This is a genomic window from Shewanella sp. SM74, from assembly GCF_025653725.1.
Taxonomy (GTDB): Bacteria; Pseudomonadota; Gammaproteobacteria; order Enterobacterales; family Shewanellaceae; genus Shewanella; species Shewanella oncorhynchi.
Map to the genome: position 1 here is coordinate 143576 of NZ_JAKKRZ010000008.1, position 26318 is coordinate 169893.

27 protein-coding genes and 1 other RNA gene are annotated in these 26318 nt (G+C 46.7%); 11 read left to right on the forward strand and 17 right to left on the reverse strand.

Translation table 11 applies throughout. From position 1 onward, the window contains the following. Window positions 1-40 precede the first annotated feature (40 nt). A complete protein-coding gene (gene gntU / locus L5M49_RS10945) occupies window positions 41-1384 on the forward strand; it encodes a gluconate transporter (protein ID WP_263266067.1) in 1344 nt (447 codons plus the stop codon). Window positions 1385-1437: 53 nt separating this feature from the next. Here the strand turns inward: gntU and gntR are convergent, their stop codons facing one another. The 3 genes from gntR to L5M49_RS10960 all read right to left on the reverse strand — a co-directional run bounded on the left by gntR (window position 1438) and on the right by L5M49_RS10960 (window position 5720). After that, complete coding sequence (gene gntR / locus L5M49_RS10950) at window positions 1438-2436, reverse strand: gluconate operon transcriptional repressor GntR (protein WP_113941439.1); 999 nt, start codon at window positions 2434-2436, stop codon at window positions 1438-1440. A 222-nt stretch (window positions 2437-2658) separates the two neighbouring features. Continuing rightward, complete coding sequence (locus tag L5M49_RS10955; protein ID WP_263255466.1) at window positions 2659-5094, reverse strand: YgiQ family radical SAM protein; 2436 nt, start codon at window positions 5092-5094, stop codon at window positions 2659-2661. Between the two features lie 215 nt (window positions 5095-5309). Further along, window positions 5310-5720, reverse strand: coding sequence for an MAPEG family protein (locus tag L5M49_RS10960; protein ID WP_113941441.1), 411 nt, complete (start codon window positions 5718-5720; stop codon window positions 5310-5312). Between the two features lie 157 nt (window positions 5721-5877). Here L5M49_RS10960 and L5M49_RS10965 point away from each other — a divergent pair, with 157 nt between their 5' ends. After that, entirely contained in the window at window positions 5878-7098 is a 1221-nt protein-coding gene (locus L5M49_RS10965) for a threonine/serine exporter ThrE family protein (RefSeq protein WP_105250515.1), read from the forward strand. Window positions 7099-7289: 191 nt separating this feature from the next. Continuing rightward, window positions 7290-8936 carry a hypothetical protein gene (locus L5M49_RS10970; protein WP_263147632.1) on the forward strand — a complete coding sequence of 549 codons (1647 nt, stop codon included), beginning with the start codon at window positions 7290-7292 and terminating at the stop codon, window positions 8934-8936. A 64-nt stretch (window positions 8937-9000) separates the two neighbouring features. Here the strand turns inward: L5M49_RS10970 and L5M49_RS10975 are convergent, their stop codons facing one another. After that, window positions 9001-9705: a DJ-1/PfpI family protein gene (locus L5M49_RS10975; protein ID WP_173496136.1), complete on the reverse strand. Its 705-nt coding sequence runs from the start codon at window positions 9703-9705 to the stop codon at window positions 9001-9003. A gap of 243 nt (window positions 9706-9948) precedes the next feature. Here L5M49_RS10975 and L5M49_RS10980 point away from each other — a divergent pair, with 243 nt between their 5' ends. Beyond that, the gene (locus L5M49_RS10980; protein WP_173496135.1) at window positions 9949-10560 is read left to right on the forward strand and encodes a TetR/AcrR family transcriptional regulator; all 612 of its coding nucleotides are present in this window, start codon (window positions 9949-9951) and stop codon (window positions 10558-10560) included. Between the two features lie 38 nt (window positions 10561-10598). Here L5M49_RS10980 and L5M49_RS10985 read toward each other — a convergent pair whose 3' ends face one another. The 5 genes from L5M49_RS10985 to rsmI form a co-directional block, all read right to left on the reverse strand. After that, window positions 10599-10853: a hypothetical protein gene (locus tag L5M49_RS10985; RefSeq protein WP_011791060.1), complete on the reverse strand. Its 255-nt coding sequence runs from the start codon at window positions 10851-10853 to the stop codon at window positions 10599-10601. Window positions 10854-10864: 11 nt separating this feature from the next. Beyond that, a complete protein-coding gene (locus tag L5M49_RS10990) occupies window positions 10865-11368 on the reverse strand; it encodes a hypothetical protein (RefSeq protein ID WP_173496134.1) in 504 nt (167 codons plus the stop codon). Window positions 11369-11377: 9 nt separating this feature from the next. After that, entirely contained in the window at window positions 11378-11701 is a 324-nt protein-coding gene (locus tag L5M49_RS10995; protein ID WP_011920188.1) for a DUF883 C-terminal domain-containing protein, read from the reverse strand. 372 nt (window positions 11702-12073) lie between these two features. Then, window positions 12074-12425: RNase P RNA component class A (rnpB, locus tag L5M49_RS11000), an RNA gene on the reverse strand. Between the two features lie 65 nt (window positions 12426-12490). Beyond that, window positions 12491-13333: a 16S rRNA (cytidine(1402)-2'-O)-methyltransferase gene (gene rsmI / locus L5M49_RS11005; RefSeq protein WP_113941448.1), complete on the reverse strand. Its 843-nt coding sequence runs from the start codon at window positions 13331-13333 to the stop codon at window positions 12491-12493. Between the two features lie 88 nt (window positions 13334-13421). On the opposite strand from rsmI, the gene L5M49_RS11010 reads away from it, so the two are divergent. From L5M49_RS11010 to dolP, 4 genes are all read left to right on the forward strand, one after another. After that, window positions 13422-15317 carry a penicillin-binding protein activator gene (locus L5M49_RS11010; RefSeq protein ID WP_263266068.1) on the forward strand — a complete coding sequence of 632 codons (1896 nt, stop codon included), beginning with the start codon at window positions 13422-13424 and terminating at the stop codon, window positions 15315-15317. Continuing rightward, window positions 15314-15640 (forward strand): YraN family protein, encoded by a 327-nt coding sequence (locus tag L5M49_RS11015; RefSeq protein ID WP_105250524.1) that lies wholly within the window; start codon window positions 15314-15316, stop codon window positions 15638-15640. The genes L5M49_RS11010 and L5M49_RS11015 overlap by 4 nt, the downstream gene beginning before the upstream one ends. Window positions 15641-15748: 108 nt before the next feature. Next, window positions 15749-16342 (forward strand): phosphoheptose isomerase, encoded by a 594-nt coding sequence (locus tag L5M49_RS11020; RefSeq protein ID WP_105250525.1) that lies wholly within the window; start codon window positions 15749-15751, stop codon window positions 16340-16342. Next, window positions 16339-16905: a division/outer membrane stress-associated lipid-binding lipoprotein gene (dolP, locus tag L5M49_RS11025; protein WP_105250526.1), complete on the forward strand. Its 567-nt coding sequence runs from the start codon at window positions 16339-16341 to the stop codon at window positions 16903-16905. The genes L5M49_RS11020 and dolP overlap by 4 nt, the downstream gene beginning before the upstream one ends. Before the next feature lie 75 nt (window positions 16906-16980). On the opposite strand, the gene L5M49_RS11030 is transcribed toward dolP, so the two are convergent. Next, window positions 16981-17865, reverse strand: coding sequence for a DMT family transporter (locus L5M49_RS11030; protein WP_263266069.1), 885 nt, complete (start codon window positions 17863-17865; stop codon window positions 16981-16983). Between the two features lie 120 nt (window positions 17866-17985). Between L5M49_RS11030 and L5M49_RS11035 the strand changes: the two genes are divergently transcribed. Further along, window positions 17986-18858: a LysR substrate-binding domain-containing protein gene (locus L5M49_RS11035; RefSeq protein ID WP_263182467.1), complete on the forward strand. Its 873-nt coding sequence runs from the start codon at window positions 17986-17988 to the stop codon at window positions 18856-18858. A 61-nt stretch (window positions 18859-18919) separates the two neighbouring features. Here the strand turns inward: L5M49_RS11035 and trpS are convergent, their stop codons facing one another. The 3 genes from trpS to rpe all read right to left on the reverse strand — a co-directional run bounded on the left by trpS (window position 18920) and on the right by rpe (window position 21340). Beyond that, entirely contained in the window at window positions 18920-19918 is a 999-nt protein-coding gene (gene trpS, locus L5M49_RS11040) for a tryptophan--tRNA ligase (RefSeq protein WP_113941452.1), read from the reverse strand. 67 nt (window positions 19919-19985) lie between these two features. Continuing rightward, a complete protein-coding gene (locus tag L5M49_RS11045) occupies window positions 19986-20663 on the reverse strand; it encodes a phosphoglycolate phosphatase (protein ID WP_263266070.1) in 678 nt (225 codons plus the stop codon). Between the two features lie 2 nt (window positions 20664-20665). Continuing rightward, a complete protein-coding gene (rpe, locus tag L5M49_RS11050; RefSeq protein ID WP_012090481.1) occupies window positions 20666-21340 on the reverse strand; it encodes a ribulose-phosphate 3-epimerase in 675 nt (224 codons plus the stop codon). A gap of 276 nt (window positions 21341-21616) precedes the next feature. Between rpe and L5M49_RS11055 the strand changes: the two genes are divergently transcribed. Next, on the forward strand, window positions 21617-21982 hold the full coding sequence (locus tag L5M49_RS11055; protein WP_105250531.1) for a hypothetical protein: 366 nt from the start codon (window positions 21617-21619) through the stop codon (window positions 21980-21982). Further along, complete coding sequence (locus L5M49_RS11060) at window positions 21982-22167, forward strand: DUF2970 domain-containing protein (RefSeq protein WP_263266071.1); 186 nt, start codon at window positions 21982-21984, stop codon at window positions 22165-22167. The genes L5M49_RS11055 and L5M49_RS11060 overlap by 1 nt, the downstream gene beginning before the upstream one ends. 18 nt (window positions 22168-22185) lie before the next feature. Here L5M49_RS11060 and L5M49_RS11065 read toward each other — a convergent pair whose 3' ends face one another. The 4 genes from L5M49_RS11065 to aroK are packed head-to-tail and all read right to left on the reverse strand — an operon-like array spanning window position 22186 to window position 26130. Then, entirely contained in the window at window positions 22186-23025 is an 840-nt protein-coding gene (locus L5M49_RS11065; protein WP_131525404.1) for a Dam family site-specific DNA-(adenine-N6)-methyltransferase, read from the reverse strand. A 48-nt stretch (window positions 23026-23073) separates the two neighbouring features. Further along, on the reverse strand, window positions 23074-24510 hold the full coding sequence (locus L5M49_RS11070; protein ID WP_263266072.1) for an AAA family ATPase: 1437 nt from the start codon (window positions 24508-24510) through the stop codon (window positions 23074-23076). Between the two features lie 18 nt (window positions 24511-24528). Next, window positions 24529-25605, reverse strand: coding sequence for a 3-dehydroquinate synthase (aroB, locus tag L5M49_RS11075; RefSeq protein WP_113941457.1), 1077 nt, complete (start codon window positions 25603-25605; stop codon window positions 24529-24531). A gap of 9 nt (window positions 25606-25614) precedes the next feature. Then, on the reverse strand, window positions 25615-26130 hold the full coding sequence (gene aroK / locus L5M49_RS11080) for a shikimate kinase AroK (protein WP_006083542.1): 516 nt from the start codon (window positions 26128-26130) through the stop codon (window positions 25615-25617). Window positions 26131-26318 lie beyond the last annotated feature (188 nt).

Sequence of the window (26318 nt, forward strand, 5' to 3'; positions counted from 1 at the left end):
AAAAATGTGGACAACTTAACTAACAAGGAAAAGTCCTCTTATGTCTGATATGTCATTGATTCTGACAGCACTGGGTTCAATCGCCCTGCTACTGTTCTTAGTGATGAAAGTGAGATTACATGCAGTAGTATCACTGATACTGGTGTCGATCATTGCCGGCCTTTTCTCTGGCATGAACCCAGCTGATATTACCAATACGATTCAACAAGGTATGGGGGGAACACTGGGCTTTGTGGCGGTGGTGGTCGCTTTGGGAGCCATGTTTGGCCGGGTAATGGAAGAGACTGGCGCGCTAGATCAGATAGCCCATACACTGCTGAATAAATTTGGTAACGACAAAGCTCACTGGGCCATGACCTTTACAGGCTTTATCTGTGCATTACCTCTCTTCTTCGATGTTGCTGTGGTACTGCTGATTGGCATCGCCTTTGCCGTGGTTCGTAAAGGGGGCGGCAGCGTCGTTAAAATTGGTATTTCACTGCTCGCGGGTATTGCCACCTGTCAGGCATTTCTCATCCCTGCACCAGGGCCTATTTTGGTCGCTTCCCAGCTCAATGCCGACTTTGGCTACATGATAGTCTTCGGTTTATTGGCATCGATTCCGGCAATGATTCTAGGCGGCCCACTCTTTGCCAGCCTCATCTCGCAAAGAGTCCATGTTGAGTTGCCTGCCCACGAGCAGCAGGAAAAAGGTGAACGAGAAGGCGGACCTATCCCCTCATTCGCGCTATCAATCAGTATTGTGGTGTTCCCACTGCTGCTTATCGGTTTAAAGACTGTGGTGTCACGCTTTATTGATGAAAAATCCGATCTGCATAATTGGCTCGCCTTGATAGGTCATCCCTTCACGGCCATTTTGCTAGCCTGTTTAATCGCATTCTATGTGCTGGGCGTGAGACGCAATATTCCCAATGAGCGCATCATGGAAATCTGTAGCAGTGCGTTACAACCTGCTGGGATCATTATTCTCGTCACCGGTGCTGGCGGCGTGTTTAAGCAAGTGTTGATCGATTCGGGTGTCGGCGATGCATTGGGGAATATGTTGGCAGGTTCGGGATTACCGATTGTAATACTAGCATTTATTTTGTCGGCGTCGGTGCGCGTGATCCAAGGGTCGGCAACCGTGGCCATGTTAACGGCTTGCGGCCTTATCATCCCAATACTTGAACCACTAAACTTAGATGGTGCTCAATTGGCGGCAATTACGATTGCCATTGGCGGTGGTTCGATTGTGCTCTCGCACGTTAATGACTCAGGCTTCTGGCTCGCTAACCGTTTTCTTGGATTATCAGAAAAACAAACGCTGCAAACGTGGACTGTGATGGAGACCATTATAGGTACGACGGGCGGCATAGTCGCAGTCATCATCTCTGCGTTTCTCTAACGATAACCTGTGATGACAAACATAAGTCGTTAAGCGAAAGAACGAGGGGAAGTCTACAGTGTTTCCCCTAAATCAATACGATAGCCCAGATCGATAACCGATTCTGCTATCTCTTTGCCATTTAACCTGTCTAATAGCTCAGTAGCAGCAATTCGACCAATCTCTTTTCTCGGCGTAATAATGCTCGCCAATTTTGGCGTCATAGATTGGCCAATATCATGGCCATGAAACCCTGCAACGCCAATTTGTTCAGGGATCTTGATGCCTTGTCTTTGACACTCAAATATCACCCCCGCCGCTAAATCATCGTTGGTGCAGAAAAAACTATCCACATAGGGATATTTCGCTAATGTTTGTTGCAATAACGACGCCCCCAAGGAAAACGACGAGGCCTCATTTGTGGTCATCGCCAAAGGTGTAAGCTGAGCTTGCTGCATCGCTAACTCGTAGCCTCGCATCTTAAGCTGAGTACGAATATCCATGCGCGCGCCTAGGTAGGCAATGTGGCGATAGCCTTGTGCAATCATGGCCTTAACCATTTCGCATGCGGCCGCAGTGTTATCGAAACCCACACACTGTTGAATCGAAGGCGACACGCTATCCATCATTTCGATGACCGGAATGCCCGCCGTTTCAATCATTCGCACGGTACGCGGCGTGTGGTAACTTTCGGACAAGAGTAAGCCATCGATATTGTAAGAGAGCAGTGATGCAACCCGCTCTTCTTCTAATTCAGCCTGATACCCGTAGTGAGCCAGCATGGTTTGATAACCGCGTTTGCCGGTCACATTCTCGATACCGCGCAGCACTTCAGCAAATACTTGGTTGGTTAACGAAGGCACTAACACGCCAATGGCGCGACTGGTTGCTTGCGCTAAAATTTCCGGCGCGCGATTAGGAATATAACCTAAGGTTTCTAGTGCGACAGCAATCTTCTCTTGAGTGCTTTGTGCCACCCTTGTTGGATTTTTTAAATAGCGACTCACCGTCATTTTGGTGACCCCAACTTGATCGGCAACGTCTTGAAGACTGGGTCTACGCTTTTTATTCATAATATCTAATGTTAGTTAACGAACCGCGGATATGGGTGAGATGTATAGCTAAAATATCGAATATAAACAAATAGTAGACATAAACATCAGACAGGGATCTTATAATAGTTCGCCCAGCGATACCAGTTGAGGACTATTTTAGCGGAATGACCATGCTAGCTAGGCCACTCCAAACTCATATCTGGAGCGGCCTTTGAACATTATTTGTGATGGTGAAAAGTGTTACTTAGCCTGTTGGCGCCCCTGAGAGGGCTTTCCTGCAGGTTTACCACCCGTTTTTGATGGGCTTCCGCCTTGAGCACTGCTGTTCGCTTGAGCGCCGCCGGCCTTAAAACCAGACTGGCCGAAGGGCGCTTTTGCTCCCGGACGGCTCGAATGGACTCCACTAGGTTTAGAGCCAGTTGGTTTAGATCCCGTTGGCTTAGCGCCATTCGCAGCGGGTTTTCCACCTTTGCTGGCAGGTTTTGACTCAGCACCAGCCTGAGTTTGTGCGCCGCCTTTCGCCGCACCTTTAGATTTGCCATCGCCCTTGCGGTCATCAAATTGATTACTCGAGAAGCGCGTAAAGGCTTTTTGGCCTTGGTTGGCATCTTTCATCCACTTAGGTCCGCGCTCATTTCGACCTTCTGGCGGCACTAACTGATGCGGACTATTACCGATCAAGTCTTCACGCCCCATGGCGGTTAAGCCTTCACGGATTAATGGCCAACCCGCAGGATCGTGATAACGGAGCAATGCTTTGTGCAAGCGACGTTGGCGCCCTTTCTTCGGCACCGATACCACTTCGCTGGTGTGCTTAACGTTTTTCAGCGAGTTTAACTCGGTATGATAAATCGTGGTCGCATTCGCCATCGGTGACGGATAAAAATTCTGTACTTGATCGAGCTTAAACTTACGTTCCTTCAACCACAACGCTAAGTTCACCATGTCTTCGTCGGTCGTACCTGGATGCGCCGAAATAAAGTAAGGGATCAGGAACTGCTCTTTGCCCGCTTCCTTAGAAAACTTATCGAACAATTCTTTAAACTTATCGTAGGCGCCCATGCCAGGCTTCATCATCTTACTGAGCGGACCTTCTTCGGTATGCTCAGGGGCGATTTTTAAGTAGCCGCCCACATGGTGCTGCACTAACTCTTTAACGTAAGCAGGATCTTCGATTGCCAAGTCGTAACGCACGCCAGAGGCGATCAATACTTTCTTGATACCAGGTACAGCACGCGCCGCGCGGTACAGGTCGATAGTGTGTTTATGATCTGTGCCTAAGTGGCCGCAAATCGATGGGAACACACAGGATAAACGACGACAGGTTTTTTCAGCCTTCTCGCTGGTACAACCTAAACGATACATGTTGGCGGTTGGGCCGCCTAAATCGGAAATCACCCCAGTAAAGCCTGGCACTTTTTCCTGAATATCTTTGATTTCTTTAACAATCGACTCTTGTGAACGACTCTGAATGATTCTGCCCTCATGCTCGGTAATCGAGCAGAAAGAACAGCCACCAAAGCAACCACGCATGATGTTGATTGACGTCTTGATCATGTCATAGGCAGGGATTTTTTCCTTGCCGTAAATCGGATGAGGAATACGCTGGTAAGGTAAATCGAATACGGCATCCATCTCATCGGTATTGAGCGGCCATGCGGGCGGATTCACCCAAACGGCGCGGTCGCCATGGGGTTGAAATAACGCACGGGCACAACCTGGGTTTTGCTCTTGGTGCAAAATCCGTGAAGCATGGGCATATAAATATTTGTCTTCAGAGACTTTTTCAAACGCTGGCAGCAGCACATAGGTTTTATCCCATGGCTTAGGTTTAGGCGGTTGAACGCTAATAGGCTTAGGGGCTTCGTTATCGAAAATTTTCACATCCGACGGGCCAGACAAGTTAGCACAACCCACATCATCGGCGCCGTAAGGATTCGGCAGCGGCTCTATCTTGTGCAGTTGGTCAATCTTGCGCGAGTCCATACCGCGCCATTCGGGCAGTGGCTCTTTACGGATAACAGCTGTGCCACGCACATCGTGCAACGAGCTTATCGGTTCACCGGCTGCTAAGCGGCGTGCCACTTCAACTAAAGGACGCTCGGCGTTGCCGTACATCAAAATGTCGGCCTTGGCATCGAAAATCACACTGCGACGCACTTTGTCCGACCAATAATCGTAATGGGCGATGCGGCGTAAACTGGCTTCGATACCACCAATAATCACAGGCACATCTTTAAAGGCTTCTTTACAACGCTGGGTGTACACAGTCACGGCGCGATCTGGGCGCTTACCACCAATATCCCCCGCAGTATAAGCATCGTCGGAGCGTAAACGACGGTCGGCAGTGTAACGGTTGATCATCGAATCCATGTTACCGGCGGTGACGCCAAAAAACAGATTCGGGCGGCCCAATTGCATAAAGGCGTCTTTGCTCGACCAATCTGGCTGGGAAATAATCCCAACTCGGTAACCCTGAGCCTCTAACATACGGCCGATCACCGCCATGCCAAAGCTTGGGTGATCCACATAAGCGTCGCCTGTGACTATGATGATGTCACAGCTATCCCAACCAAGCTTATCCATCTCCTTGCGAGACATAGGTAAGAAAGGCGCAGTGCTGTCGCCCGTGGCCCAATACTTGGGATGACTAAAGAGTGTGGATTCAACTTGCATGGATTGTGACCCGAAAACGTAATGTCGAATAAAGGCGCCACGAAAATAAGTTACGCCAATTTAGGGACGCGGAGTATAGCAGGGAATGGAGGATAAATGCGATTAAAAAAACACCAATCTAGGCATTTTCAGGGGTATTTGAGCCAGAAGCGTAATACCCCTAAATCCGCTATGGATATGGCTTAGGGCGGAATTGACCGCCCAAACCTGCGAGCCTAGAGACCCTTTCCTAAACCTTGAGCAAAATGCAACAAATTCACCAACGCCAAACTGATAATCACTAGCCAAGTGAGCAATACGCCCCAAAAACGACCAAAATGGTAACCACCTTGGCCTTGAGTTAAGCCAATAGCATGGAGTAAGCGCGCCACTATCCACACGGTCCCAAAACAGTGTAAATAAAATGCAGGCAAGCCACCCGCTTCGGCCACCAGCATTAAAATCAATACGATAGGCGCATTTTCGATCAGGTTAACATGCACTCGATTAGCCAAAGCTAAGGTGCTGTTACCACCATCGCCTAGGCCGATTTTCTGACCTCGCCTTAATTTCACTACTCGATAAGCCAAAGCGACAATTAATAGCCCTGTGAGGCTAGCGTAAAGACCCGTTACCATCAAAGACATGCCTATTTCCCCTTATCAAAAAGCTGACTATAGCCCGAGCTGCAAAAAATCAGCAATTTATTTGTATTAAGGTTAAAAGCCATTAACCTTTTATAGACAAGATAGGTTAATATGCGCGCGTCATTCCCTACAACTTTTTATACAGTGAATACCCCGATTGGATAACGACGAGTTTATCGAAAAACGCAGATTTATCATAAAGCTAGGCAAAGCCTTGCATAAGTTTGGCACACCCGCTTATCGTCTAGAAACCCACTTACAAACCGTTGCTCGCACCTTAGGTATCGAAGGCTATTTCCTTATTTCTCCGACGTCGATGACCTTCGTTTTGCAACATGATACCGATCAAGAATATAACCATGCCGCTCGCGTTAAGCCCGGTGAACTCGATTTAGGTTCACTCGCCCGCACCGATGAATTGGTCGATGAGTTAACCTCAGGTAAACGCACTTTGGCCGAGGCCTTAGATCGCTTAGAAGAAATTGCCAATAAACCCAATCCCTATGGCCCTGTATTAACTTGCTTTTCTTTTGGAACTTCTGCCGCCGCTTTCGCTATGCTGATGGGCACGGGTTGGAACGATGTATTTTGGTCAGGATTATTAGGCTTATTCGTCTATGGCTTGGTATACCGTGCCGAACGCTCGGCCCGCATGGCCGAAGTGCTCGAACCCTTCGCCACTATCCTTTGCGCCATCGCAGCCTGTGGCATAGCGCGTATCGATCCAAATATTAATATCCCAGTAGTGATCCTCTCCTCCATTATTATTTTTATTCCCGGCTTAGCCTTAACCTTAGGTTTAGCCGAACTCGCCGCACGGGATTTAATTTCTGGCACGGCGCGCATCATGGATGCGAGCATGCAATTATTTAAGCTGTACTTTGGCGCAGTGCTCGGCATGGCAATCGGTAAAGCTATGTTCGGCGAAGCGATTCACATAGAACCTGAGGGTTTACCTCGCTGGGCAATTTGGTCGGCGGTTCCGATTCTATCTATGGCGCTGGTTTTTATTTTCAAAGCAAGGATGCAAGATTCGCCTTGGGGCGTATTGGCTGGGATAGTGGCGTTTTTCTCAGCCATGCTCGGCGGACATTATTTTGGTGATTCGGTGGGGATCTTCTTTGGTGCCTTAGCAGTAGGAATTTATTCTAACCTCTTCGCCCGCTGGATGAAGGCGCCAGCCTCCATCGCCCTGTTGCAGGGAATAGTGATCTTAGTCCCCGGCAGTAAAACCTATATCGGACTCAATGCACTGATCTCAGGAGAGACCATGCTCAATCAGTCGCACATAGGCTCGCAAATCTTTTTGATTTTTATGTCGCTGATTGCGGGGCTCATCTTTGCTAACGTCGCTGTCCCACCTAGGCGTACACTGTAACAATCGCTAATCCGGCTGGAGCCCGCGCCCAGCCGCTACCTCAAGATAATCTTAAGCTAACCTTAAGTAAAATAAGAAACTTATTAAAATGTTTCCTTGACTAACACTCGTTTTCCATGTGTTATTAAATTGTGAATTGCAACGTGAAATTGTTTTCGCTGCAGTCGTCGATTTCATGGGAGTGGCCTTTTATGCAGAAATTTTTTCAGTATGCATGCATCCTATCTTGTTGTGTTGGCAACCTAATCAGGATTGCCCAAGCAGAAGAGGCTAAGCTCGCCGATCCCGCAAACCAAGATCAAACCAAACAAAAAGTCAGCAAGATTGTGGTGGTCAATAACCCCATTTTTGATGAGTCAGATCCCGATGCTTTTTTCATTCACCGCTGGGCTAACGCCCTGCATATCAATACCAAAGAATATGTGGTTCTCGATAATCTAACCTTCAGCGAAAATGATACTGTCACACAAAAAGATCTCGACGAATCCCAACGACTTTTGCGGGCAATGCCTTACATTCGCGATGCGAAAATTTATATCGCAGAAAAAGATCCCCAAGCCGATGTCGATCCATCCGTTGAGTCCGTGGTGGTGGAGACCTGGGATAATTGGTCATTATTACCGACAGCGAGTTTGAGTAGTTCAGGTGGCGACACCCGTTACTCCTTCGGGCTCAAAGAAGACAACTTGCTTGGAACGGGGATCCGCACTCGACTTAAATATCAATCCAATGAATCCCGGAATGGCTATAAATTTGCTTTCGAAGCGCCGCTCAGCATTATTGAACACGGCACAGTTGCCGCTGAGTTCTACGACAATAGCGACGGCCAAGCTAAACACGTTTATGTGAGTAAGCCCTTCTATTCCCTCAATACGAGTACCATGTATTCGGCGGAGTTTTTAGACGATAACCGTACAGATACCCTCAGACAAAATGGGCAAGAGGTGAATGAGTTCACACACACAGTCGACTATCTCAATCTGCAATATGGCTGGTTAATTAATAAAAACAGTCAGCACCTTTCTCGCTTTATTACTGGTGTCACCCAAGACAAGCACGAGTTTGCCCATTCTGAGCGCTATCCTACGTCCATGCTCCCTCAAGACAGGGACTTTATGTACCCTTGGGTCGCGTACGAGTTTATCGAAGATGATTTCCACGTACTGAATAATGTTCACCTGATCACCAATAATGAAGACTTTAACTTAGGTTGGCATCACTATGTGCAATTCGGCATAGAAACCAATGATATAGGTGATAATAATCCCTTAGGCTACCACGTTAACTGGCAAAGCACTGGCGGGTATAAGTTTAACGATCAACTGTGGCTGTTAGAAATGGGGGGAACAAGCACTATCGGCACCACTCAAAAAGATACTTATAAGGTCGATGTTCAAGCCGAATACTTCTATCAAATTCATCCTAAGTGGACGGCTTATGGCAAAGCTTGGGCTAGCCTTTCACAGAACACTTATCTGGATCTAACAAAAGGATTAGGGGATGAAACTGGCGTGCGCGGTTATCCAAACGAATACCAACAAGGGGATAATCAGTGGTTACTGACCGCCGAGATACGCAACTACCCCAATATCAACTTATACCAACTGGCTGAATTAGGCTGGGCAGTCTTTGCCGATCTGGGTCAAGCTTCCGGCGGCCAACTCGCCGAGAATAACGAAGTCAGCGGTCCACTGGGTAGCATAGGCATAGGCGCGCGGATTTATTCCTCTCGATCCAGCTATGGCAACGTAGCCCATATTGATTTTTCACTCCCTTATACGGGCGGCGAGTCAGTAAACAGCTGGGAATGGCGATTCCTAGTGAAAAGCAGTTTTTAAACTAAGGTACATAATAATCGTATGAACTATGTACTTTTTAAGACAATCTTTGGCGCCTTGTGGCCTAAAATAATCCTGACGCTATCTGCCTGACCTCCTGTTCAACCCTCTGTACCAGAGAAGCGTCTGCCAATATGGGAGAACCGCAATTAAAGGGAGGTTTAGGATCATATTCAAACAATAACTGCAGTGTTTTAGCCTGTTGTTCACCCTCTATATTGGCAATGAGTGCCAAAGCAAAATCGAGCCCTGCAGTAATACCGCCGCCACTGATCCGATTACGGTCAATCACAATACGTTTATTTTCAAAAGTAATTTGAGGATATTGTGCCAATACTGAAGCATAAGCCCAGTGAGTGGTCGTGCGATAACCATTAAGTAAACCTGTTGCTGCAAGAATCAAGGCACCAGTGCATACAGATGTAATGTATTGCGCTTGCTCCCCCTTGCGTTTTAAGAAAGAAATGACTTTCTCATCCTGTATTTGCGCCAAAGGATTTGCGCTCCCAGGCACTAAAAGGATATCTATCGGCGGACAATTATCGAAATCGTAATTAGGTTGTAAGTTAACGCCCGCATCACAGGGTAATAGCATGCTGGTTTTCGCAAAAGTGAAAGTTTCAAAAGATGGCACAAAGGCTAAAAACTGTAGTGGCCCATAGGCATCGAGCATCGTCATGCCGGGATAAAGAAAAATACCTACTCTTAATTTGTGTTTGATTGGATAATTTGTTTTATCACTTTGAGCAGCTTCAATATTTTCACTCATCACAGATTCTCCATCGGTAGTGACAATTTCATATTTCAGGTAACACTGTCATTGCAGTTAACCCTATGACCGTCACTATAAAGCCCATTATTCCTAACCATCAGGCACAAACCCGCCCGCATGTTTCAAATGGTACACCTGAGCCTATCTGTTCCACTTAAGCAAAAATCACAACACAAGAGCCATTGAGGCTAAGGTATAATCACACGCCTAAACTGAGTTGAATTTAAAGTGGGATCCAATATGCACACAAAGCACTGCATGCACATAGCGAAAAGCCCGCGGGCTGTGCTCAAGGTTCTCCACGCTTTTAAGGAAATGCTGAAACAGCAAGATTATCGTGATATTGCAGTGGCAGATATTGCCTACAAAGCCGATGTCGGACGTACGACGTTTTATCGCTACTTCAAGCGTAAGCTGGATATTCTTATTGCACTCCATCAAAATATTTTTGAAAATATCTTTGAAGATCTACAGTCAACCGAAGACTGGCTTTCAACTAATACACCCCCCTCATTGGAAAAACTGCTTATTACTTTTAGCCGAAACAGCATGTTTCGCCGTTCCATGTCATTTAGACTAGGTAGCGACCTCGATGCAGCAACTAAACAATTACAAACTAAACTTGTGCAACATATCGAAAATAAATTGATCAACACCTTCAACACTGACGAATTTATTATCCCAAGCCACACGTTGGCCCACAGCATAGCCGCTCTTTATTTAAGCCAAATTCAACAACTTATTGCCAGCCCTCATCCCTGTCCTACACAACAAGCCAAGTACTTACATCTGCTTACGCGGGGTATCATTTTAGCGGCGTTAACGAAAAGAAACGCATATCTAAACCAATGAAAGTAATCATGGTAAAAGTTACGGCGTTTAAATAATGATCAAACAATTAGCTTGGTAATCCAACGCAGGCCAAAGGTGCTACGCAGTAGTTTTACAGTACTGTTGTGGCGCAGCTGAAACAGACAACCAAGGCTAAAACTGACGATTAAACCTGGTGTCGACCCTATAAAATCACGACTGCTTTGCGCTAATTGTCGTTTCCTCATCAGTAACAAATCATGCTGCAACTGGCCTTGTTCCGTCAGCACTGTCAGCTGCAACTGCTGTTTTTTAAGTAACTGTTGAATTAGCATACTCGCGCCCCCTATTTTTGATGTCCCGACTCTCGAGTCGAGAACAAAAGCTGTAATTGCTGCCAAGTCTTCGAAAAGCCCGTTTGTGACAACACATAGCCAAGACTACGCCAACACCAAAGCAATAAAACAAACTGTAGTACCACCAAAGCGCTCACAGTGGCTAATAACGAACCACTCAATTGAAACAGCATATAGCCCAACAGCAATAAAATACTGCCCCAGAATAACGTAATGCCAGTACCAAAACAGACGACTAAAGCCGCAGCGATAATCAGGCTACGCCCTGTTAACCGCCATTCTGCCGTTGCTATTTTCCCGGCCAACTGCAACTGCTCGAGATAGGCTTGCTTCACTGAACTGCTAAGAATAGCTATTTCAGCCAGTTGCTCAATTGCCTGATCAATAACGTTATGCTGGGCAGCAGCGGATGCTGTCTGCCCAGTTTTAGCGGTTTGCGCACTATGCTGGACGGGCCTTTGTTCTGGCGCCTCTGACCTTGCACGGTTTTGCATAAATCCACCTTAGCGACGGCGCAGCAAGGCCGTTAATACCACCCCGGCGGCAAACGCAATCCCAGCAGTAGCCAATGGATTTTGCGCTGCCAACTCACGGGTTTTGCTATAAGAACTTTGCAGTTGTAATTTGATTTCCTCCTGCTTGAGCGCCAGAGTTTCCTGTGAGCTAGCTGCCGTTTTACGCAAAGTGTCTTCTGCAACAGCGGCTTTCTCTGCCACTGCGTCAACGGCATGGTGCGTCACTTCAGTTGCTTTCGCTGTTGTGGGTGAATTTAAAGCACTGCTATCTTTACTGTTAGTTTGTTCTGCTACGCTTTTTGAACTGGCCATAGAAAGCCTCCTTGGTGAACACTGTGCAATGCAACAAGATGCTGCACTTTGCGTACAAACCAATGCAATGGCTATACCAAACAATATAATTTCATAAAAACAAAAGGTTATAACTCTACCATTTCTATTAACCCTCCCAGTTAACGGTAGATGTTACCTGCATTGAGTAATTTTTACCTGCGACGAAGAAAGACTGGAAATGGCTGTAATGGCGGCTAAACTGAAAGCTAAATAAGCGATAGACGGGATGTACAGGAGAACGAGCTAACTCTGATTTTTTAATGAGTTAATCAAATAAAATTGATCATTACCGTATAAATTAAAAAACAAAAAGCCCGTTTGTCATTACGACAAACGGGCTTTTTGTTGAATGAGGTGAGTTGGCCGATAAGCCGGGTCCTGTCTTGGACAGTCATTCATCTAGGCCTGCAATCGCTCACAGGCTCAAGCGACCTACCCGGTTCCAACGCGAGCCACGCCATACGGAACCCTATTTGGTCTTGCTCCGGGTGGAGTTTACCTTGCTACGAACTATTGCTAGCCGCACGGTGCGCTCTTACCGCACCCTTTCACCCTTACCGACCTGATAAATCAGGCAGGCGGTCTACTCTCTGTTGCACTTGTCGTCGGTTCGCACCGCCCAGGCGTTACCTGGCACCCCGCTCTTTGGAGCCCGGACTTTCCTCCCCGTTCTTGCGAACGCGGCGACTGTCTGGCCAACTCGGCGCGGATTATAGCCTAAGCCACCCTGATGCACCACAGATAATCCGCTCGTAACCGTTTTAGCGCTTATAAATCAGACTCTAGGCCGTATTTGTACAGAGCGTTCTTTTTAAGTCCATGAATTTGCGCGGCAATTGCTGCGGCTTTCTTCAATGGCAATTCCTCACATAAGAGTTTGAGCGTATTAATGGCGACGGTGGGAATTGCTTCGTCATCACTCAAATGGTAGCCATGCACCATAAGCACGATTTCCCCCTTCTGCTGATTCAGGTCAGTACTTACGGTGGCAAGCACCTCTGAGACAGGACCAGATAAAAAAGTTTCGAAGGTTTTGGTTACTTCACGCGCCATGACGACATGGCGTTCGCCACCAAGCACTTCAACCATAGTCGTTAGACTGTGCTCGATGCGGTGTGGTGATTCATAAAATATCAGCGTGCGCGGATCTTCTTTCAATGCCAATAACTTATCAGCGCGGGCTTTTTCTTTAGAGGGCAGAAAACCTTCGAAAGAAAAACGGTCCGATGGCAAACCCGAGGCGCTCAGGGCAGTAATTGCCGCGCAAGGGCCGGGCAAAGGGATCACATTAAACCCAGATTGGCGCACATGAGAGACCAAGTGATAACCCGGATCGGAAATCAGCGGGGTACCCGCATCTGAAATTAATGCAATTGACAACCCAGCTGCAAGCTGATCGACAATCCACTGGGCACGAGCACGCTCGTTATGATCATGCAGCGCCGTAGTTTTTGTAGTAATACCAAAGTGGCTCAATAACTTACCGCTGTGGCGAGTATCTTCACAGGCGATCAATGAAACCTGATTCAGCACCTCTATTGCCCGTGAGCTCATATCACCCAAATTACCTATGGGAGTAGGAACTATGTAGAGTGCGACGCTTTGGTCCATATATACCTCTGTAATGACAGTGCCAAGACTTTCGTCAAGCGCGAGAGAAGGTTAAACTAGAGGCTGCATCTTACCAGAGTGAAGCCCAGTGTTAAAAAGCCTGAATACAACTAAGTTCGTTTCCGTGGCCATTTTATCGGTAATCTTGGCGGGTTGTGGCACTTCAACGCCCACCTCGACCGGAACTGCACCCACAGTGGCCACCTCTTTAGCATCCGCACCTTTGTCGGCCAATGTGTATTTGGCACAAGCCGCCAATAGCAAAGATCCGCAGCAGCGCGATACTAATCTGCTGCTCGCAGCCCATGCTTACATCAATGCCAACGACTACGCAGCGGCGCAGAAGCTACTAAAATCGATACAGCCAAGCTTGAATCAGAGCCCAACATTTCTGGCCGAACATAAATACTTGACCGCGCGCGTGCTTGAACACACGTCCACCTATAGTGATGCACTTAAAGTTCTGAATTATCCAAGCAATTGGAGTTTGCCAAGCTGGCAGATGACGGCTTATCACCAATTCAAGGCGCATTTATATCAATTGAATAAACAGCCTATTGAACAAGTGCGTGAACTGAGTTTGCTGACGACTTACTTGCCCCCCGCCCAAGCCAACGAGGTGAATAACGCGATTTGGCAAGTTCTGCAGCCAATGCACGAACAAACCTTAAAAGCCTTTACCCAAGATGCTAAGACTCCTGTGTTTACGGGTTGGTTACAACTGGCTTATATCGCGAAGCATTATGCTGTCGATCCGACACAGTTAGTACGCTACTTAGGCGAATGGCAGAAACAAAATCCTTATCATCCTGCAGCGGCTAAGCTGCCCGCCGATCTTGACAGAGCCTTAAACGCTAAGCCATTTACGCCAAAAAACATTGCTGTGCTGTTGCCGCTGACAGGCTCAAGAGCTAACGCTGCCAATGCAATTCGCCAAGGCATATTAGCCAGTTACATGGCCAAGCAAAATGACCAAGTCGCAGTCAACTTTTATGACACGGCAAACGATGCTGCCAGCGCTTACCAACAGGCGCTAACTGCGGGAGCCGAATTTATTATTGGCCCATTATTGCCTACGGAAATTGAACAACTGCAAGTGATCAATGCAGCAAACACTGCCGCCACTAATGCGGTGACTAATACTGCTAACCCAGACAAAACGGCCAATACAGCACCTGCTACGCCTGTGCCACAACTATTTTTAAATCAAGTAGATAAGTTCACCCCCGATCCGAATAAGTTCTACTTTGCATTATCTCCCGCACAAGAGGCGGCCGATGCGGCGGAGCATTTATATCAAGATGGCGTAACTATGCCATTACTGCTGGCCAGTAACGATGCCCTTGGCAAACGCATGGCCGAAAGCTTTATTCAAGCATGGAAAAAGAAGAGCGATAACCCTGTCGAAGTTCACTACTTCGATGGCGGTGATAAAATGCGCACCACAGTACAAGATGCCCTTGGCGTGCGCGATAGCCAAGAGCGGATCGCCCGTATTAAAGAGCTGTTAGGCAATTCAGTACAAGCCGACTTCCGCTCGCGCCAAGATATTGATGCCATTTATATGATTTCAACCCCACAGGATCTAACCCTGCTCAAGGCCTTTATCGACGTCAACTTTAACGTTTTCACACAACCTGTGCCTTTATATACCTCAAGCCGCAGCCGAGTTGAAAATGAAAGCACACAAACGGCGCAGGATTTAAATAACCTGACCCTAAGCGACGCACCTTGGCTAATGCAAAACGGCGAAGAAAATCTGATGGTCAACACACTATTTTCGGGCTGGAATAACAGTCAGAAACGTTTGTTTGTTATGGGTTATGATGCAATGGATTTGATCGGCCGTTTGGCGCAAATGCGCTCATTCACAGGCTATCAATTCAATGGTCGCAGTGGTGCTTTATCTGTCAGTCCAGATGGCATAGTCAACCGCCAATTAAGCTGGGGACGTTATGAAAGAGGTAGCTTCCGCCAGTTATGACTCTCGGACAGCAGGCAGAATCGCACGCCCAACGTTACCTTGAACAACAAGGCTTAACTTTTGTCGAACGTAATGTCCGCTATCCGTTTGGGGAAATTGATTTAATCATGCGCCATAAAAACCATTGGGTATTTGTCGAAGTGAAGTATCGTTCGGCAAATCAATATGGCGGCGCATTACAGGCCCTAAGCAGCGCGCAGATTTCGCGAATTCGCAAAGCGGCTAGCCACTATTTACAACTCAATAGACTCGATGTGCCCTGTCGTTTCGATGTCATCGCCATGGAAGCCGATCAAATTCATTGGCTGGTCGATGCCTTTTAAGCGCCAATAGTGAAAGAGTGACTACACAAATTATTTTAACGTCTGTGCCTCAACACGCTTGTGGAAATATGGCATGATAGCAACACTTTATCCTGAAAGGATTTATCCATGTTAGAACGCATTAAAGACAGCTTTACTGAATCTATCCAGACAAAAATCGATGCAGCCGAAGCACTGCCAGAATCCATCGCCAAAGCGGCCGAGATGATGGTGCACTGTCTTTTGGGTGGCAATAAAATCCTTGCTTGCGGTAACGGCGGCAGTGCTGGCGATGCGCAACATTTCTCAGCAGAATTGCTAAACCGCTACGAGATTGAGCGTCCACCATTACCGGCCATCGCTCTGTCTACCGATACTTCAACCATCACAGCTATCGCCAACGACTATAGCTATGATGAGATTTTCTCAAAACAGATTTTTGCCTTAGGTCAACCGGGCGACATTCTGCTAGCAATCTCGACCAGTGGTAACTCAGGTAACGTGATTAAAGCCATTGAAGCCGCATTAAGCCGCGACATGACTATCGTAGCGCTAACAGGTAAAGATGGCGGCGCTATGGCTGGCCTACTGAGCGTGAACGATGTGGAAATCCGCGTGCCTTCAAATGTCACTGCACGTATCCAAGAAGTGCACTTACTGGTGATCCATTGCCTGTGTGACAATATTGACCGCACCCTCTTCCCACAGGACGAGCAGCAATGAGACACGCTGCCCCGCTGTTAATGGTTTGCTTGCTGCTTCAAGGCTGCGCCGGTGCCGTTATGGTGGGCGCAGTCAGTGGCGCTATGATGGCCAACGACGAACGTACTGTTAAGACTCAGCTTGATGATACCAATACTGATTTTAAGATCACCAGCGCACTGCTAGAGCAAGAAGATCTTAAAAAACAAACGAATATCACAGGTGTATCCGTCAATGGCAATGTACTTATGATAGGCCAAGCCCCTAACTCTACGTTAAGGGATAAAGCCATCAAGGTCGTACAAGATCTTAAGCTCGGCGGCAAAATACATAATCAAATCCGCATTGGCAATCCAACCTCTTTCACCACCCGCAGCAATGACACTTGGGTTACGACCAAAGTGAAGGGCCGCATGCTGAACGAAAAAGATTTGGATGTGACTCGCATTAAAGTCATCACTGAAAATGGTGAAGTCTTCCTGCTGGGGGTTATTCATCGCTCACAAGCAGACTTAGCTGTTGATATCGCCCGTAATACTGCTGGCGTGCGTAAAGTGGTGAAAGTATTTGAGTATGCTAAGTAATTTTGCAGTTTACCTATTTAAAACTTGAGCCTAAGTGGTGAGCTAACTCGCCCACTTAGGCTTAAACCCTCGCTGTTATTTTCCCGTGAGTGTATCTGCTATCTTAGGTGCCGATTTTGATAGGAGCGATCCTAGCCAAGGTAAAAACAACGAAGGCAATACGATTAAGGCGGCACCGAGCCAACTTAAGTTATCCAACCATTCATCGAACAACAACCAGCCTAAAAAGACAATAAACAACAAGCCTGTGTATTCCGCAATCGCGATATCACTCGCCTGGGCCTTGCGGTAAGCCAACACACAAAACCAGTGATAAACCAATAAAAATGCGTTGCTCAGCAAGGCCACGCCCACCAGCTCCCAACTCAAACCTTCGATGCCCTGAAACGCTGCAATCACTAACGTTGCCGGAATACCCAGCAAGTTATATAGCATTAGCGTTAGCACGGGATGCTCAGTATGGGGTACTTTTTTAAGTGCTAACTGATTCACTGCAAAGGTAAAAGCAGAAAACAGCACAGCAATGCCGTACCAGTTCATTTCACTCGGTCGCAGGATAATCAAGATGCCGACAAAACCTAAGCCAGTACAGATTGTCTGAGCAGCGGTGATCCTCTCGCTCAGGAAGAAATACCCCATCAAAATAATCATTAGCGGTGCGGAGTAAAACAATGAGCTAACTGTCGCGAGCGGTAATGCCATTAAGCCAATAATTAAAAAAAGCGCGCCAACTGAGCCTATGTTGGCACGCCAAAGGTGAACTGAGATATGTGTCGTCATCGGACGCTGCGAATACAGCCACACTGGCAACAACATAAATACTGAAGAGATTTGCCTGACAAGGAGGAAAGTCGAGGCACTCGCATCGTCCGGTAACCACTTGATCGACACATCATAGAAGGCACTGAATAGGTTACCTACTATCAATAAAATCAAACCAATAACTACTGGGCGTTGCATTTTTTAACATCCATAAATCTCAATGGCGGCATGATAATCCTCGCAAAACTTAAGCTGAAATGATGCTTTCTCATGCTAGATGAATTAAATTCATACTAAAGCCTTTAGATATTGAAAATCATGAGAAAGCTCCCGCCATTACGCGCTCTACAAGTATTTGAAGCAGCCGCCAGACAGCAGCATTTTTCTAAGGCCGCCGATGAACTGTGCATCACCCAAAGTGCAGTGTCTCACCAAGTGCGAGTATTAGAAGAGTATTTTGGCGAGCAACTGTTCGACCGTCAGGGGCGTAAACTGCAGTTAACGCCTAAGGGGCACGGACTATTTCTAGAGTTAGAGCGGATATTCAACGAGTTAAGTGACCTTAATTTGAAGATTCGCGACACGCCCAATCAGCAGCTGTGCTTAGCCGTTTATAGCTCCTTCTCGGTGAAATGGTTGATCCCCAGACTCACCGATTTTCGCCGCCAATATCCGAGCGTGAAAATCCGCCTCGAGATGATCACCCAAGATCCTGATCTAAGCACCAGCACCGCGGATATCTTCATCGCAGGTAAGCTAAATCAACGTGGCTATTGGCAACAATTACTGCACAAAGAGCGTTTAATTCCTGTATGCAGCCCCAGTTTTTACCTTAAATGGCGCGATATAAGCCTGAGTAATTTCCAGCAACAAGCTCTGCTTGTGGTTGATGAAGGCCCATTAGGGCTTGACTGGCACAAGTGGTCATCGGCGCACCAAATACCACTCGATAACGAACAACAGCATGTGTTTAGTCATATTGTGATGGCGATTGAAGCAGCGATTGCCGGCCAAGGCTTAGCCCTAGCGCCGGACTTTATGGTGGCTGGCGATATCACCACGGGGCGTTTAGTCGCCTTGAATCTGCCCGATGTGCATACCGGATTTGAATTTACCTTCTTTTGTAAGCAACGCCGTTTATCAGAACCTGCGATTGCCGCTTTCTCATCTTGGCTAAAATCACAGGCTTAGGATGAATTTACAGGCACAAAAAAGCCGACGCGAACGTCGGCTTAATTTATCGATCGATTGATTACACTAACAAACCAATCTTCTCATACACTTTCTTCAGGGTCACTTCGGCGCGCGCCTGCGCACTCTGTGCACCAGCTTTCATCACTTGGTCTAAGTAAGCGCGATCGCTACGAATCGCGCGGTAACGCTCTTGCAGTGGCTCTAACATACTCACAACCGCTTCACCTGCTGCACCTTTCAAATGGCCATACATCTTGCCTTCAAACTCGGCTTCTAGGCTCGCAATGCTTTGCCCTGTCACACCCGACATGAGACTCAGCAGGTTAGAAACACCCGGTTTATTATCCACATCAAAACGCACGACTGGCGGCTCATCACTGTCTGTCATGGCTTTTTTCAGCTTCTTCAGCACTGATTTCGGATCTTCTAGCAGGCCGATAACGTTATTACGGTTGTCGTCTGACTTAGACATCTTCTTTAGCGGCTCCTGCAGCGACATGACTTTAGCGCCAAGCTCAGGAATAAAAGGCTCAGGAATGGTGAAAGTATCACCATAGGCATTGTTAAAACGAGTAGCGATATCACGTGTTAACTCAAGGTGTTGTTTCTGATCTTGGCCAACAGGGATTTCGTTCGCTTGATAAATCAGAATATCCGCCGCCATCAACACTGGGTAGCCAAATAAACCCACGTTGATGTTGTTAGCGTGCTTTTGTGATTTATCTTTAAACTGAGTCATGCGGCTCAACTCGCCCATTTGGGTATAGCAGTTTAATGCCCAACCCAATTGCGTATGTTGTGGCACCTGTGACTGGATAAACACTGTACTCTTTTTAGGATCGACGCCACAGGCCAAATACAGGGCTAAGGTATCTAAACACGCTTCGCGCAACGCTTTAGGATCTTGGCGCACGGTAATGGCATGCAAATCGACGACACAATACAGGCAGTCGTGGCTATCTTGCATCGCAACCCATTGACGCAATGCACCCATGTAGTTACCTATGGTTAATTCGCCGGACGGCTGTGCACCGCTGAGTACTATGGGTTTGGTCATTACGTCATTGCTCCACTATCTATATATAAAAAGACTAAAAAATCGACTAAAGAACAGGTAACCCCCATTACTTGGTAGGTTTTACCCAGTTCAGAATCTCACTAAATTGCCCACATACGGCATCTGGGCCACTGAGCCCAATATCTTCACCGTAGTTGTAGCCGTAGGTCAAGCCGATTGACGCTATCCCAGCCGCTTTCGCCGCTAAAATGTCGTTTTTAGAATCGCCGACCATCAATAACTCAGTTATCTCCAATTGCCACTCATGCAATAAGTGCTGCAGCGGCAAAGGGTCGGGCTTCATCTTCGCTAAGGTATCACCACCTAACACTAAGCTGAAAAAGTCGTTAATCCCAAAGGCTTTGAGTAATGGCATGGTAAAACGATAGGGTTTATTAGTGACAACCGCTAACTTAAAGCCTGCATCAAACAAAGTTTGCAGCACTTGATGCACGTCGCTATACAGCGCACTGTGCTTTTCAAGATTTTCTTGATAATGATGCATAAAAATCGGCATGGCCGTATCAAGCGCGGTCTGCTCAACATCCGTACCCAAAGCATGACTCATAGCACGGCGCATCAACATCTCTGCACCGTTACCGACCCAAGTACGAACTTGCGCCTCAGAGCAGCTCTTCAAACCTAACTCGGCTAAGGCTTCCTGCGTGGCAACGGTTAGGTCAGGCACACTGTCAATCAGCGTGCCATCTAGATCAAACGCAATCGCTTTAATCTTATCCCACATGGCTATGCCCCAACTTTAGCAAGTTCGGCACGCATCTCATCAACAACGGCCTTATAATCGGGCTTGCCGAAAATAGCCGAGCCCGCAACAAACATGTCCGCACCGGCGGCCGCGATTTCTGCGATATTGTCGACCTTAACGCCGCCATCGACTTCTAAACGAATATCAAAACCACTGGCATCAATACGCGCACGCACTTGGCGCAGCTTATCTAAGGTTGATGGAATAAAGGATTGACCACCAAAACCAGGGTTCACTGACATCAATAGGATCACGTCGAGTTTATCCATCACATGGTCAAGATAATGCAGTGGTGTCGCAGGATTAAACACGAGACCCGCCTTGCAACCGCACTCTTTGATGAGCTGAAGAGTGCGATCGACGTGCTCAGAGGCTTCTGGGTGGAAAGTAATAATAGACGCGCCCGCTTTAGCAAAATCAGGCACGATACGGTCAACCGGCTTGACCATCAAATGCACATCAATATCAGCGGTAATCCCATAGTTACGCAGTGCCTGGCACACCATAGGGCCAATCGTTAAGTTAGGAACATAGTGATTATCCATCACATCAAAATGTACTACGTCGGTTCCCGCATCTAACACAGCTTTTACATCGTCACCCAAACGGGCAAAATCGGCAGATAAAATTGATGGAGCAATCAAGAATGGACGCATAAAACACTCGCTGCTATTTGGATAAAAAGTGCCTTATTTTACCCTGAGCCAAGCTAAGCCTCTATAGCTAAAGCCACATTTCTGGCAATTGATCCGCTATGTCTATGTCAGTAAAGCAGCGCACTCTGCAGCTATCGCAGTAAATTAGGGCTTAGATTCGGTAAAATAAGCTAATATTTCCGAGCATTTTGGCTGGAATTGATAATTTTTTGTTCATAAACTAAGCGAGTTTGTTATACTCGAGGCGCAGTGCTGGTTCATTCCAAAGGAAGCGTTATGATGGAGCGGTTTAGTCAGTTTTCACACTATGTTAGGTCGGTGACATTCAAGTCATCTATGATGTTGGCATTTACTGCAGTTGTAGTGGCCACGCTAGCTTTTGGCGTTGAAAAACTGACGGAAAATACCGAAACAGCATCTTGCGCTTGTAGCAATGACACTCGTTACAACAATGCACTGCCCAGTAGCCACCCTAATAATCGCTGCGCCGATCAAGCACAAACCTTAAGCTGGAAAACGTGGCTTACAGGTAAAAACCGTTCAAGTCAGTTCCACTTTGTCGATCTACTTGAACTATTACATGGTCATCAAGATAAACCTATGGATGATCTCAAGCCCACTACGTCGCATCTCGCCTATTAATGCTTAGCCGCATTTGGCAAGTATTCCACAGTACCGTTGCCGCCTTTTTCGGGGTACAAACTAGCGAAAATCGTAAAAAAGATTTTCAAACCAGCTCCCCATTGCCCTACATAGTGATGGGCATAGTGTTAGCTGTCATCTTAGTGGCAAGTCTGATGTTTCTCGTAAGACAAGTGCTTAGCTAAACGTTATTTATGTTGAAACTAGTCGTCTTTTGGATCGTAGTTTTCATCATATAGCGCCATCAACTCATCCACTTTGTTACGACCACTGCCATTTTGGCTAATGTTTCGTTGCACTTGAATTTTTGCTAAATGCGCGCCGCGATATAACTCGCGAGTTAATGGAATATCGTGATTACTAATCAATACCGGAATACCACGCTCTAACGCGGTATGACGCGAATGACGAGCCAGCAGTGCTTGATCGTCTAAACTAAAACCTGCACCAACATATGTCGTGAAACTGGATGTAGTAGATAACGGTGCGTAAGGTGGATCGCAATAGATAACATCGCCACTGCGTGTCTGCTCAAAGGCTTTTTCGTAACCAATGCATTTAAACTCAGCACGTTGCGCTTTTTCAGAAAAAGCCCAGATTTCCTTTTCGGGGAAATAAGGTTTTTTATAGGAGCCAAAGGGCACATTGAAGCCACCCTTACGGTTATAACGGCATAAGCCATTAAAACCATGGCGATTTAAATAAAGAAAATACACAGAACGCTGGAAAGGGTCGCGACATTTATTAAAGTCGGTCCGCACCTGATAGTAAGCTTCCTTTTGATTCATCTCGTCGACAAACAATGCTTTAGCGGCGGCAATGTATGCTTCTGGTTGATGCTTCACTATCTGATATAACTCGATCAAGTCCTGATTAATGTCACAGAGCAGGTAGCTAGGATAATCCGTATTCAAGAAAACGGATCCTGCACCCACAAACGGCTCGACCAAACGGTCTCCTGCGGGTAAATAACTGGCTAAATCATCCACCAATTTAAATTTACCGCCAGCCCACTTAAGGAAGGCTCTGTGTTTTTTTATCATTTAACTTGATGAATGCCGACAAAAATAAAGGCCATGATTGTACTCTGTTTATTCTGAAATTTCACGATTTGAGAGACTTTCTTCTACTTGATAATCTTTCAAATCGGCCCATTTTCTGACCCAAGGTTGCTCAAAACGATACTCCTTAACCAATTGAGCCGCCGCATTCGAAGCCAATTTGCTACTGCTATAGTGACCAACGAGGACAACCCACCGCTGTTTATACTTTGCGACTCGAACGCCCTCGACATTCTCAAGACTCTTTAATGTCGAACGCAAGGTCTCTAACTGAGCAACACTCGCTATTTGTACGGTATAACCTTTGAGTGGCTTTTGCGGTTCCAAAACTGTTTTATCAACCTTTGCAGCCTCTGGCGCTGGAGACTGGACATCTACTGTTTTAGATTGAAGCTCTGCATCCACAGTTGGCTCATCACCACCAAAAGACTTGCTACTGACTTCACCAACGATCACTAAGGCTGCATCATCAGGCTCAGGATGTGGTGCCTCACCATGGAATTCACTTAATGGATCGACAGCCGGTTCTGTTTTGGCTTTGGATGTTTCTATTTCGTTAACTGTCACGGGTACGGCGGCAAACTTTAATTGATCAGCGCGCAGAGCAAAATAGGGGGCTAAGATTTTTTGCCCATAGGACAAGAAAGCGGGTGAATCTATCGCAGGAAAAGTCGCAGTCTCTAGGGCTTGCTCTTCAGAAAATGGTTGAGTAACACCAAGCCAAATACCTAGCGCTAACAACATGCTCACAGCTGTCACCACCACAGCTTTATATTTCATCCAAGAAGATCTTTTCTCTTGCGGGCTATGCAAGGCTTTATCTAACAGATTGACCACTTCTTGCGGTGTACCCGTTTGCTTCTCAAGCTGACTGCGTACGATTTCCCTTGGCGTAAAAGGGTTTTGATCGCTGTATCTCAGCAATGTTTGATACAAAGCTTCACGCTCTGGCATGGTTAACGGCTCAATACTGATAGGCAATATTTGCCGCCGCAATTGCTCGGGTAATTGTGGCAATAGGTCCGCTAAGAATGCCGGTGGAACCGTGAGCGTGACAGCAATATTCTTACCCGCACACTGGATCTGATTGAGAATAATACACTCAGCCCATAGCGCCTTAGGTAATAAATGCGCATCATCGATAATAATATGTAAAGGTTTAGTTTGCGTGCTCGCAAGCCGCAACAGGGTATCGGCGAGGGGAATGTCGTCGTCAAAAATAGGGGATGAAATTAGCTGGACTAGAATTTTGCGGCGTATCTCAGCGTTATCTGCATGCATAGGACAAATCACAAATGCCGCATTTGACTCGTCAAAATCGGTCGCTAATCCGGTAACTAAGGTCGTTTTTCCTGAACCGCTGACACCAGAAAGCACCAGCAGCTGATCGCTATAACTGGCAACATGATGCATTCTTTGTATGAGGGCTTCCTGAGAAGGAAGCAAGACAGAACCCTGAAACATCACTCGCCCACCACACAGTTTTTATGCGCAGCGAATAACCTGTTCAAGGGTAGATTCTGTGACTTGACTAAACACATCCGCGCGGCCTATTGCCGTTGGGAGCACCAGTCGAATCTGACCGCCTAAAACTTTTTTATCGCGTCGCATATGTTGAATGAAACTGTCGAAATCCATAGATTCCGGCGCACTCACTGGAAGATCAAAAGCTTGTAGTAACTGTATGATACGACAAACGATTGACTCATCGATAAGCCCCAGTGCCTTAGCTGTTTTAGCAGCAAGGACTGTGCCAGCTGACACGGCTTCACCATGCAGCCAATTACCGTAGCCCATTTCGGCTTCAATCGCGTGACCAAAGGTATGACCCAGATTCAACAAAGCACGCACGCCCTGCTCAGTTTCATCTTGGCTAACCACATCGGCTTTAATCTCACAGCAACGAGAGATAGCATAAACTAATGCTTCGGCATCTAAAGTTTTTAGCGCCGTTACATTATCTTCAAGCCATTGAAAAAAATCAGCATCCCACATGATGCCATACTTGATGACTTCCGCCATTCCCGCCGCAAACTCGCGCGCTGGAAGCGTATGTAAACATAAAGTATCGATAAGCACGATTTGTGGCTGATAAAAGGCCCCAATCATGTTTTTACCAAGAGGATGGTTAACAGCAGTTTTACCGCCGACGGAAGAATCCACCTGCGACAATAAAGTTGTCGGAATTTGAATAAAATCGATCCCACGTTGATAACATGCCGCGGCAAAGCCCGTCATATCACCAATCACGCCGCCACCCAAAGCCACCAGCACAGAATCTCGACCATAGTTTTGCTGCAGCAGTGCAGTAAAAATAGTATCTAGATGTGCTAAGTCTTTGAATTGTTCGCCATCGGGAAGGATAACACTCTCTACCTCACCAAACGAAGCCATCGTCTCTTGTATCTGTTTAAGATACAAAGGCGCGACAGTTTCATTGGTGACGATAAGAATACGTTTTTTAAGCAGGTAGCGAGACAAAGTCTCGCCATCACTCATCAAATTCTGGCCAATGTAAATGGGATAACTACGTACACCTAAATCAACCTGAATTTGCTTCATAAATTCTGCCTAAAAACCTAATTGCTCAATGATCTGATTTGCGACGATCTTTGCGCTTTGATCATCGGTTTTGACAATCACATCGGCAATTTCTTCGTACAATGGATTACGGATCTCTGCAAGATTCTCCAACACTTCTCGAGGATCATCCACTTGCAATAATGGGCGTCGCTTGTCTCTTTGAGTACGAGCAACCTGTTTGTCGATAGTGGTTTCCAGGTAAACCACAATGCCACGAGCAGACAGATGATTACGGATATCTTTGCTTTGTACTGAACCACCACCGGTGGCAAGGACGATACCTTGTTTCTCAGACAAATCAGCAATAACCTGAGCTTCACGACGACGGAAGCCTTCTTCACCTTCGACGTCAAACACCCAAGCAATATCAGCGCCTGTGCGTTGTTCAATCTCTTGATCCGAATCGTGGAATTCTAAATGCAGCATTTGCGCCAGATGGCGACCAATTGTGCTTTTACCTGCGCCCATAGGGCCTACCAGAAAAATATTACGTTTTTCAGCCATTTCTTGTACGTCTGAATCTTATTGAAAAGTATGCCTATATCGACTCAACATCAAGCCGACCTATATGTTACCTTGCTCTTATGAGACTTGACCGAGGATTATCTCAGCTTAGGGTCTACTATGGCAAGCCATGTGCGCTATTTATGCAAAGAATTGTATTCCAGTAATAATAAAGCCAGCAATCACTG

What these genes read in the sequence shown, in the direction of transcription:
- gntU (WP_263266067.1), top strand. Translation starts at nt 41, where the DNA reads ATGTCTGATATGTCATTGATTCTGACAGCACTGGGTTCAATCGCCCTG.
- gntR (WP_113941439.1), bottom strand. Translation starts at nt 2,436, where the DNA reads ATGAATAAAAAGCGTAGACCCAGTCTTCAAGACGTTGCCGATCAAGTT.
- L5M49_RS10955 (WP_263255466.1), bottom strand. Translation starts at nt 5,094, where the DNA reads ATGCAAGTTGAATCCACACTCTTTAGTCATCCCAAGTATTGGGCCACG.
- L5M49_RS10960 (WP_113941441.1), bottom strand. Translation starts at nt 5,720, where the DNA reads ATGTCTTTGATGGTAACGGGTCTTTACGCTAGCCTCACAGGGCTATTA.
- L5M49_RS10970 (WP_263147632.1), top strand. Translation starts at nt 7,290, where the DNA reads ATGCAGAAATTTTTTCAGTATGCATGCATCCTATCTTGTTGTGTTGGC.
- L5M49_RS10975 (WP_173496136.1), bottom strand. Translation starts at nt 9,705, where the DNA reads ATGAGTGAAAATATTGAAGCTGCTCAAAGTGATAAAACAAATTATCCA.
- L5M49_RS10980 (WP_173496135.1), top strand. Translation starts at nt 9,949, where the DNA reads ATGCACACAAAGCACTGCATGCACATAGCGAAAAGCCCGCGGGCTGTG.
- L5M49_RS10985 (WP_011791060.1), bottom strand. Translation starts at nt 10,853, where the DNA reads ATGCTAATTCAACAGTTACTTAAAAAACAGCAGTTGCAGCTGACAGTG.
- L5M49_RS10990 (WP_173496134.1), bottom strand. Translation starts at nt 11,368, where the DNA reads ATGCAAAACCGTGCAAGGTCAGAGGCGCCAGAACAAAGGCCCGTCCAG.
- L5M49_RS10995 (WP_011920188.1), bottom strand. Translation starts at nt 11,701, where the DNA reads ATGGCCAGTTCAAAAAGCGTAGCAGAACAAACTAACAGTAAAGATAGC.
- rsmI (WP_113941448.1), bottom strand. Translation starts at nt 13,333, where the DNA reads ATGGACCAAAGCGTCGCACTCTACATAGTTCCTACTCCCATAGGTAAT.
- L5M49_RS11015 (WP_105250524.1), top strand. Translation starts at nt 15,314, where the DNA reads ATGACTCTCGGACAGCAGGCAGAATCGCACGCCCAACGTTACCTTGAA.
- L5M49_RS11020 (WP_105250525.1), top strand. Translation starts at nt 15,749, where the DNA reads ATGTTAGAACGCATTAAAGACAGCTTTACTGAATCTATCCAGACAAAA.
- dolP (WP_105250526.1), top strand. Translation starts at nt 16,339, where the DNA reads ATGAGACACGCTGCCCCGCTGTTAATGGTTTGCTTGCTGCTTCAAGGC.
- L5M49_RS11030 (WP_263266069.1), bottom strand. Translation starts at nt 17,865, where the DNA reads ATGCAACGCCCAGTAGTTATTGGTTTGATTTTATTGATAGTAGGTAAC.
- L5M49_RS11035 (WP_263182467.1), top strand. Translation starts at nt 17,986, where the DNA reads ATGAGAAAGCTCCCGCCATTACGCGCTCTACAAGTATTTGAAGCAGCC.
- trpS (WP_113941452.1), bottom strand. Translation starts at nt 19,918, where the DNA reads ATGACCAAACCCATAGTACTCAGCGGTGCACAGCCGTCCGGCGAATTA.
- L5M49_RS11045 (WP_263266070.1), bottom strand. Translation starts at nt 20,663, where the DNA reads ATGTGGGATAAGATTAAAGCGATTGCGTTTGATCTAGATGGCACGCTG.
- rpe (WP_012090481.1), bottom strand. Translation starts at nt 21,340, where the DNA reads ATGCGTCCATTCTTGATTGCTCCATCAATTTTATCTGCCGATTTTGCC.
- L5M49_RS11055 (WP_105250531.1), top strand. Translation starts at nt 21,617, where the DNA reads ATGATGGAGCGGTTTAGTCAGTTTTCACACTATGTTAGGTCGGTGACA.
- L5M49_RS11060 (WP_263266071.1), top strand. Translation starts at nt 21,982, where the DNA reads ATGCTTAGCCGCATTTGGCAAGTATTCCACAGTACCGTTGCCGCCTTT.
- L5M49_RS11065 (WP_131525404.1), bottom strand. Translation starts at nt 23,025, where the DNA reads ATGATAAAAAAACACAGAGCCTTCCTTAAGTGGGCTGGCGGTAAATTT.
- aroB (WP_113941457.1), bottom strand. Translation starts at nt 25,605, where the DNA reads ATGAAGCAAATTCAGGTTGATTTAGGTGTACGTAGTTATCCCATTTAC.
- aroK (WP_006083542.1), bottom strand. Translation starts at nt 26,130, where the DNA reads ATGGCTGAAAAACGTAATATTTTTCTGGTAGGCCCTATGGGCGCAGGT.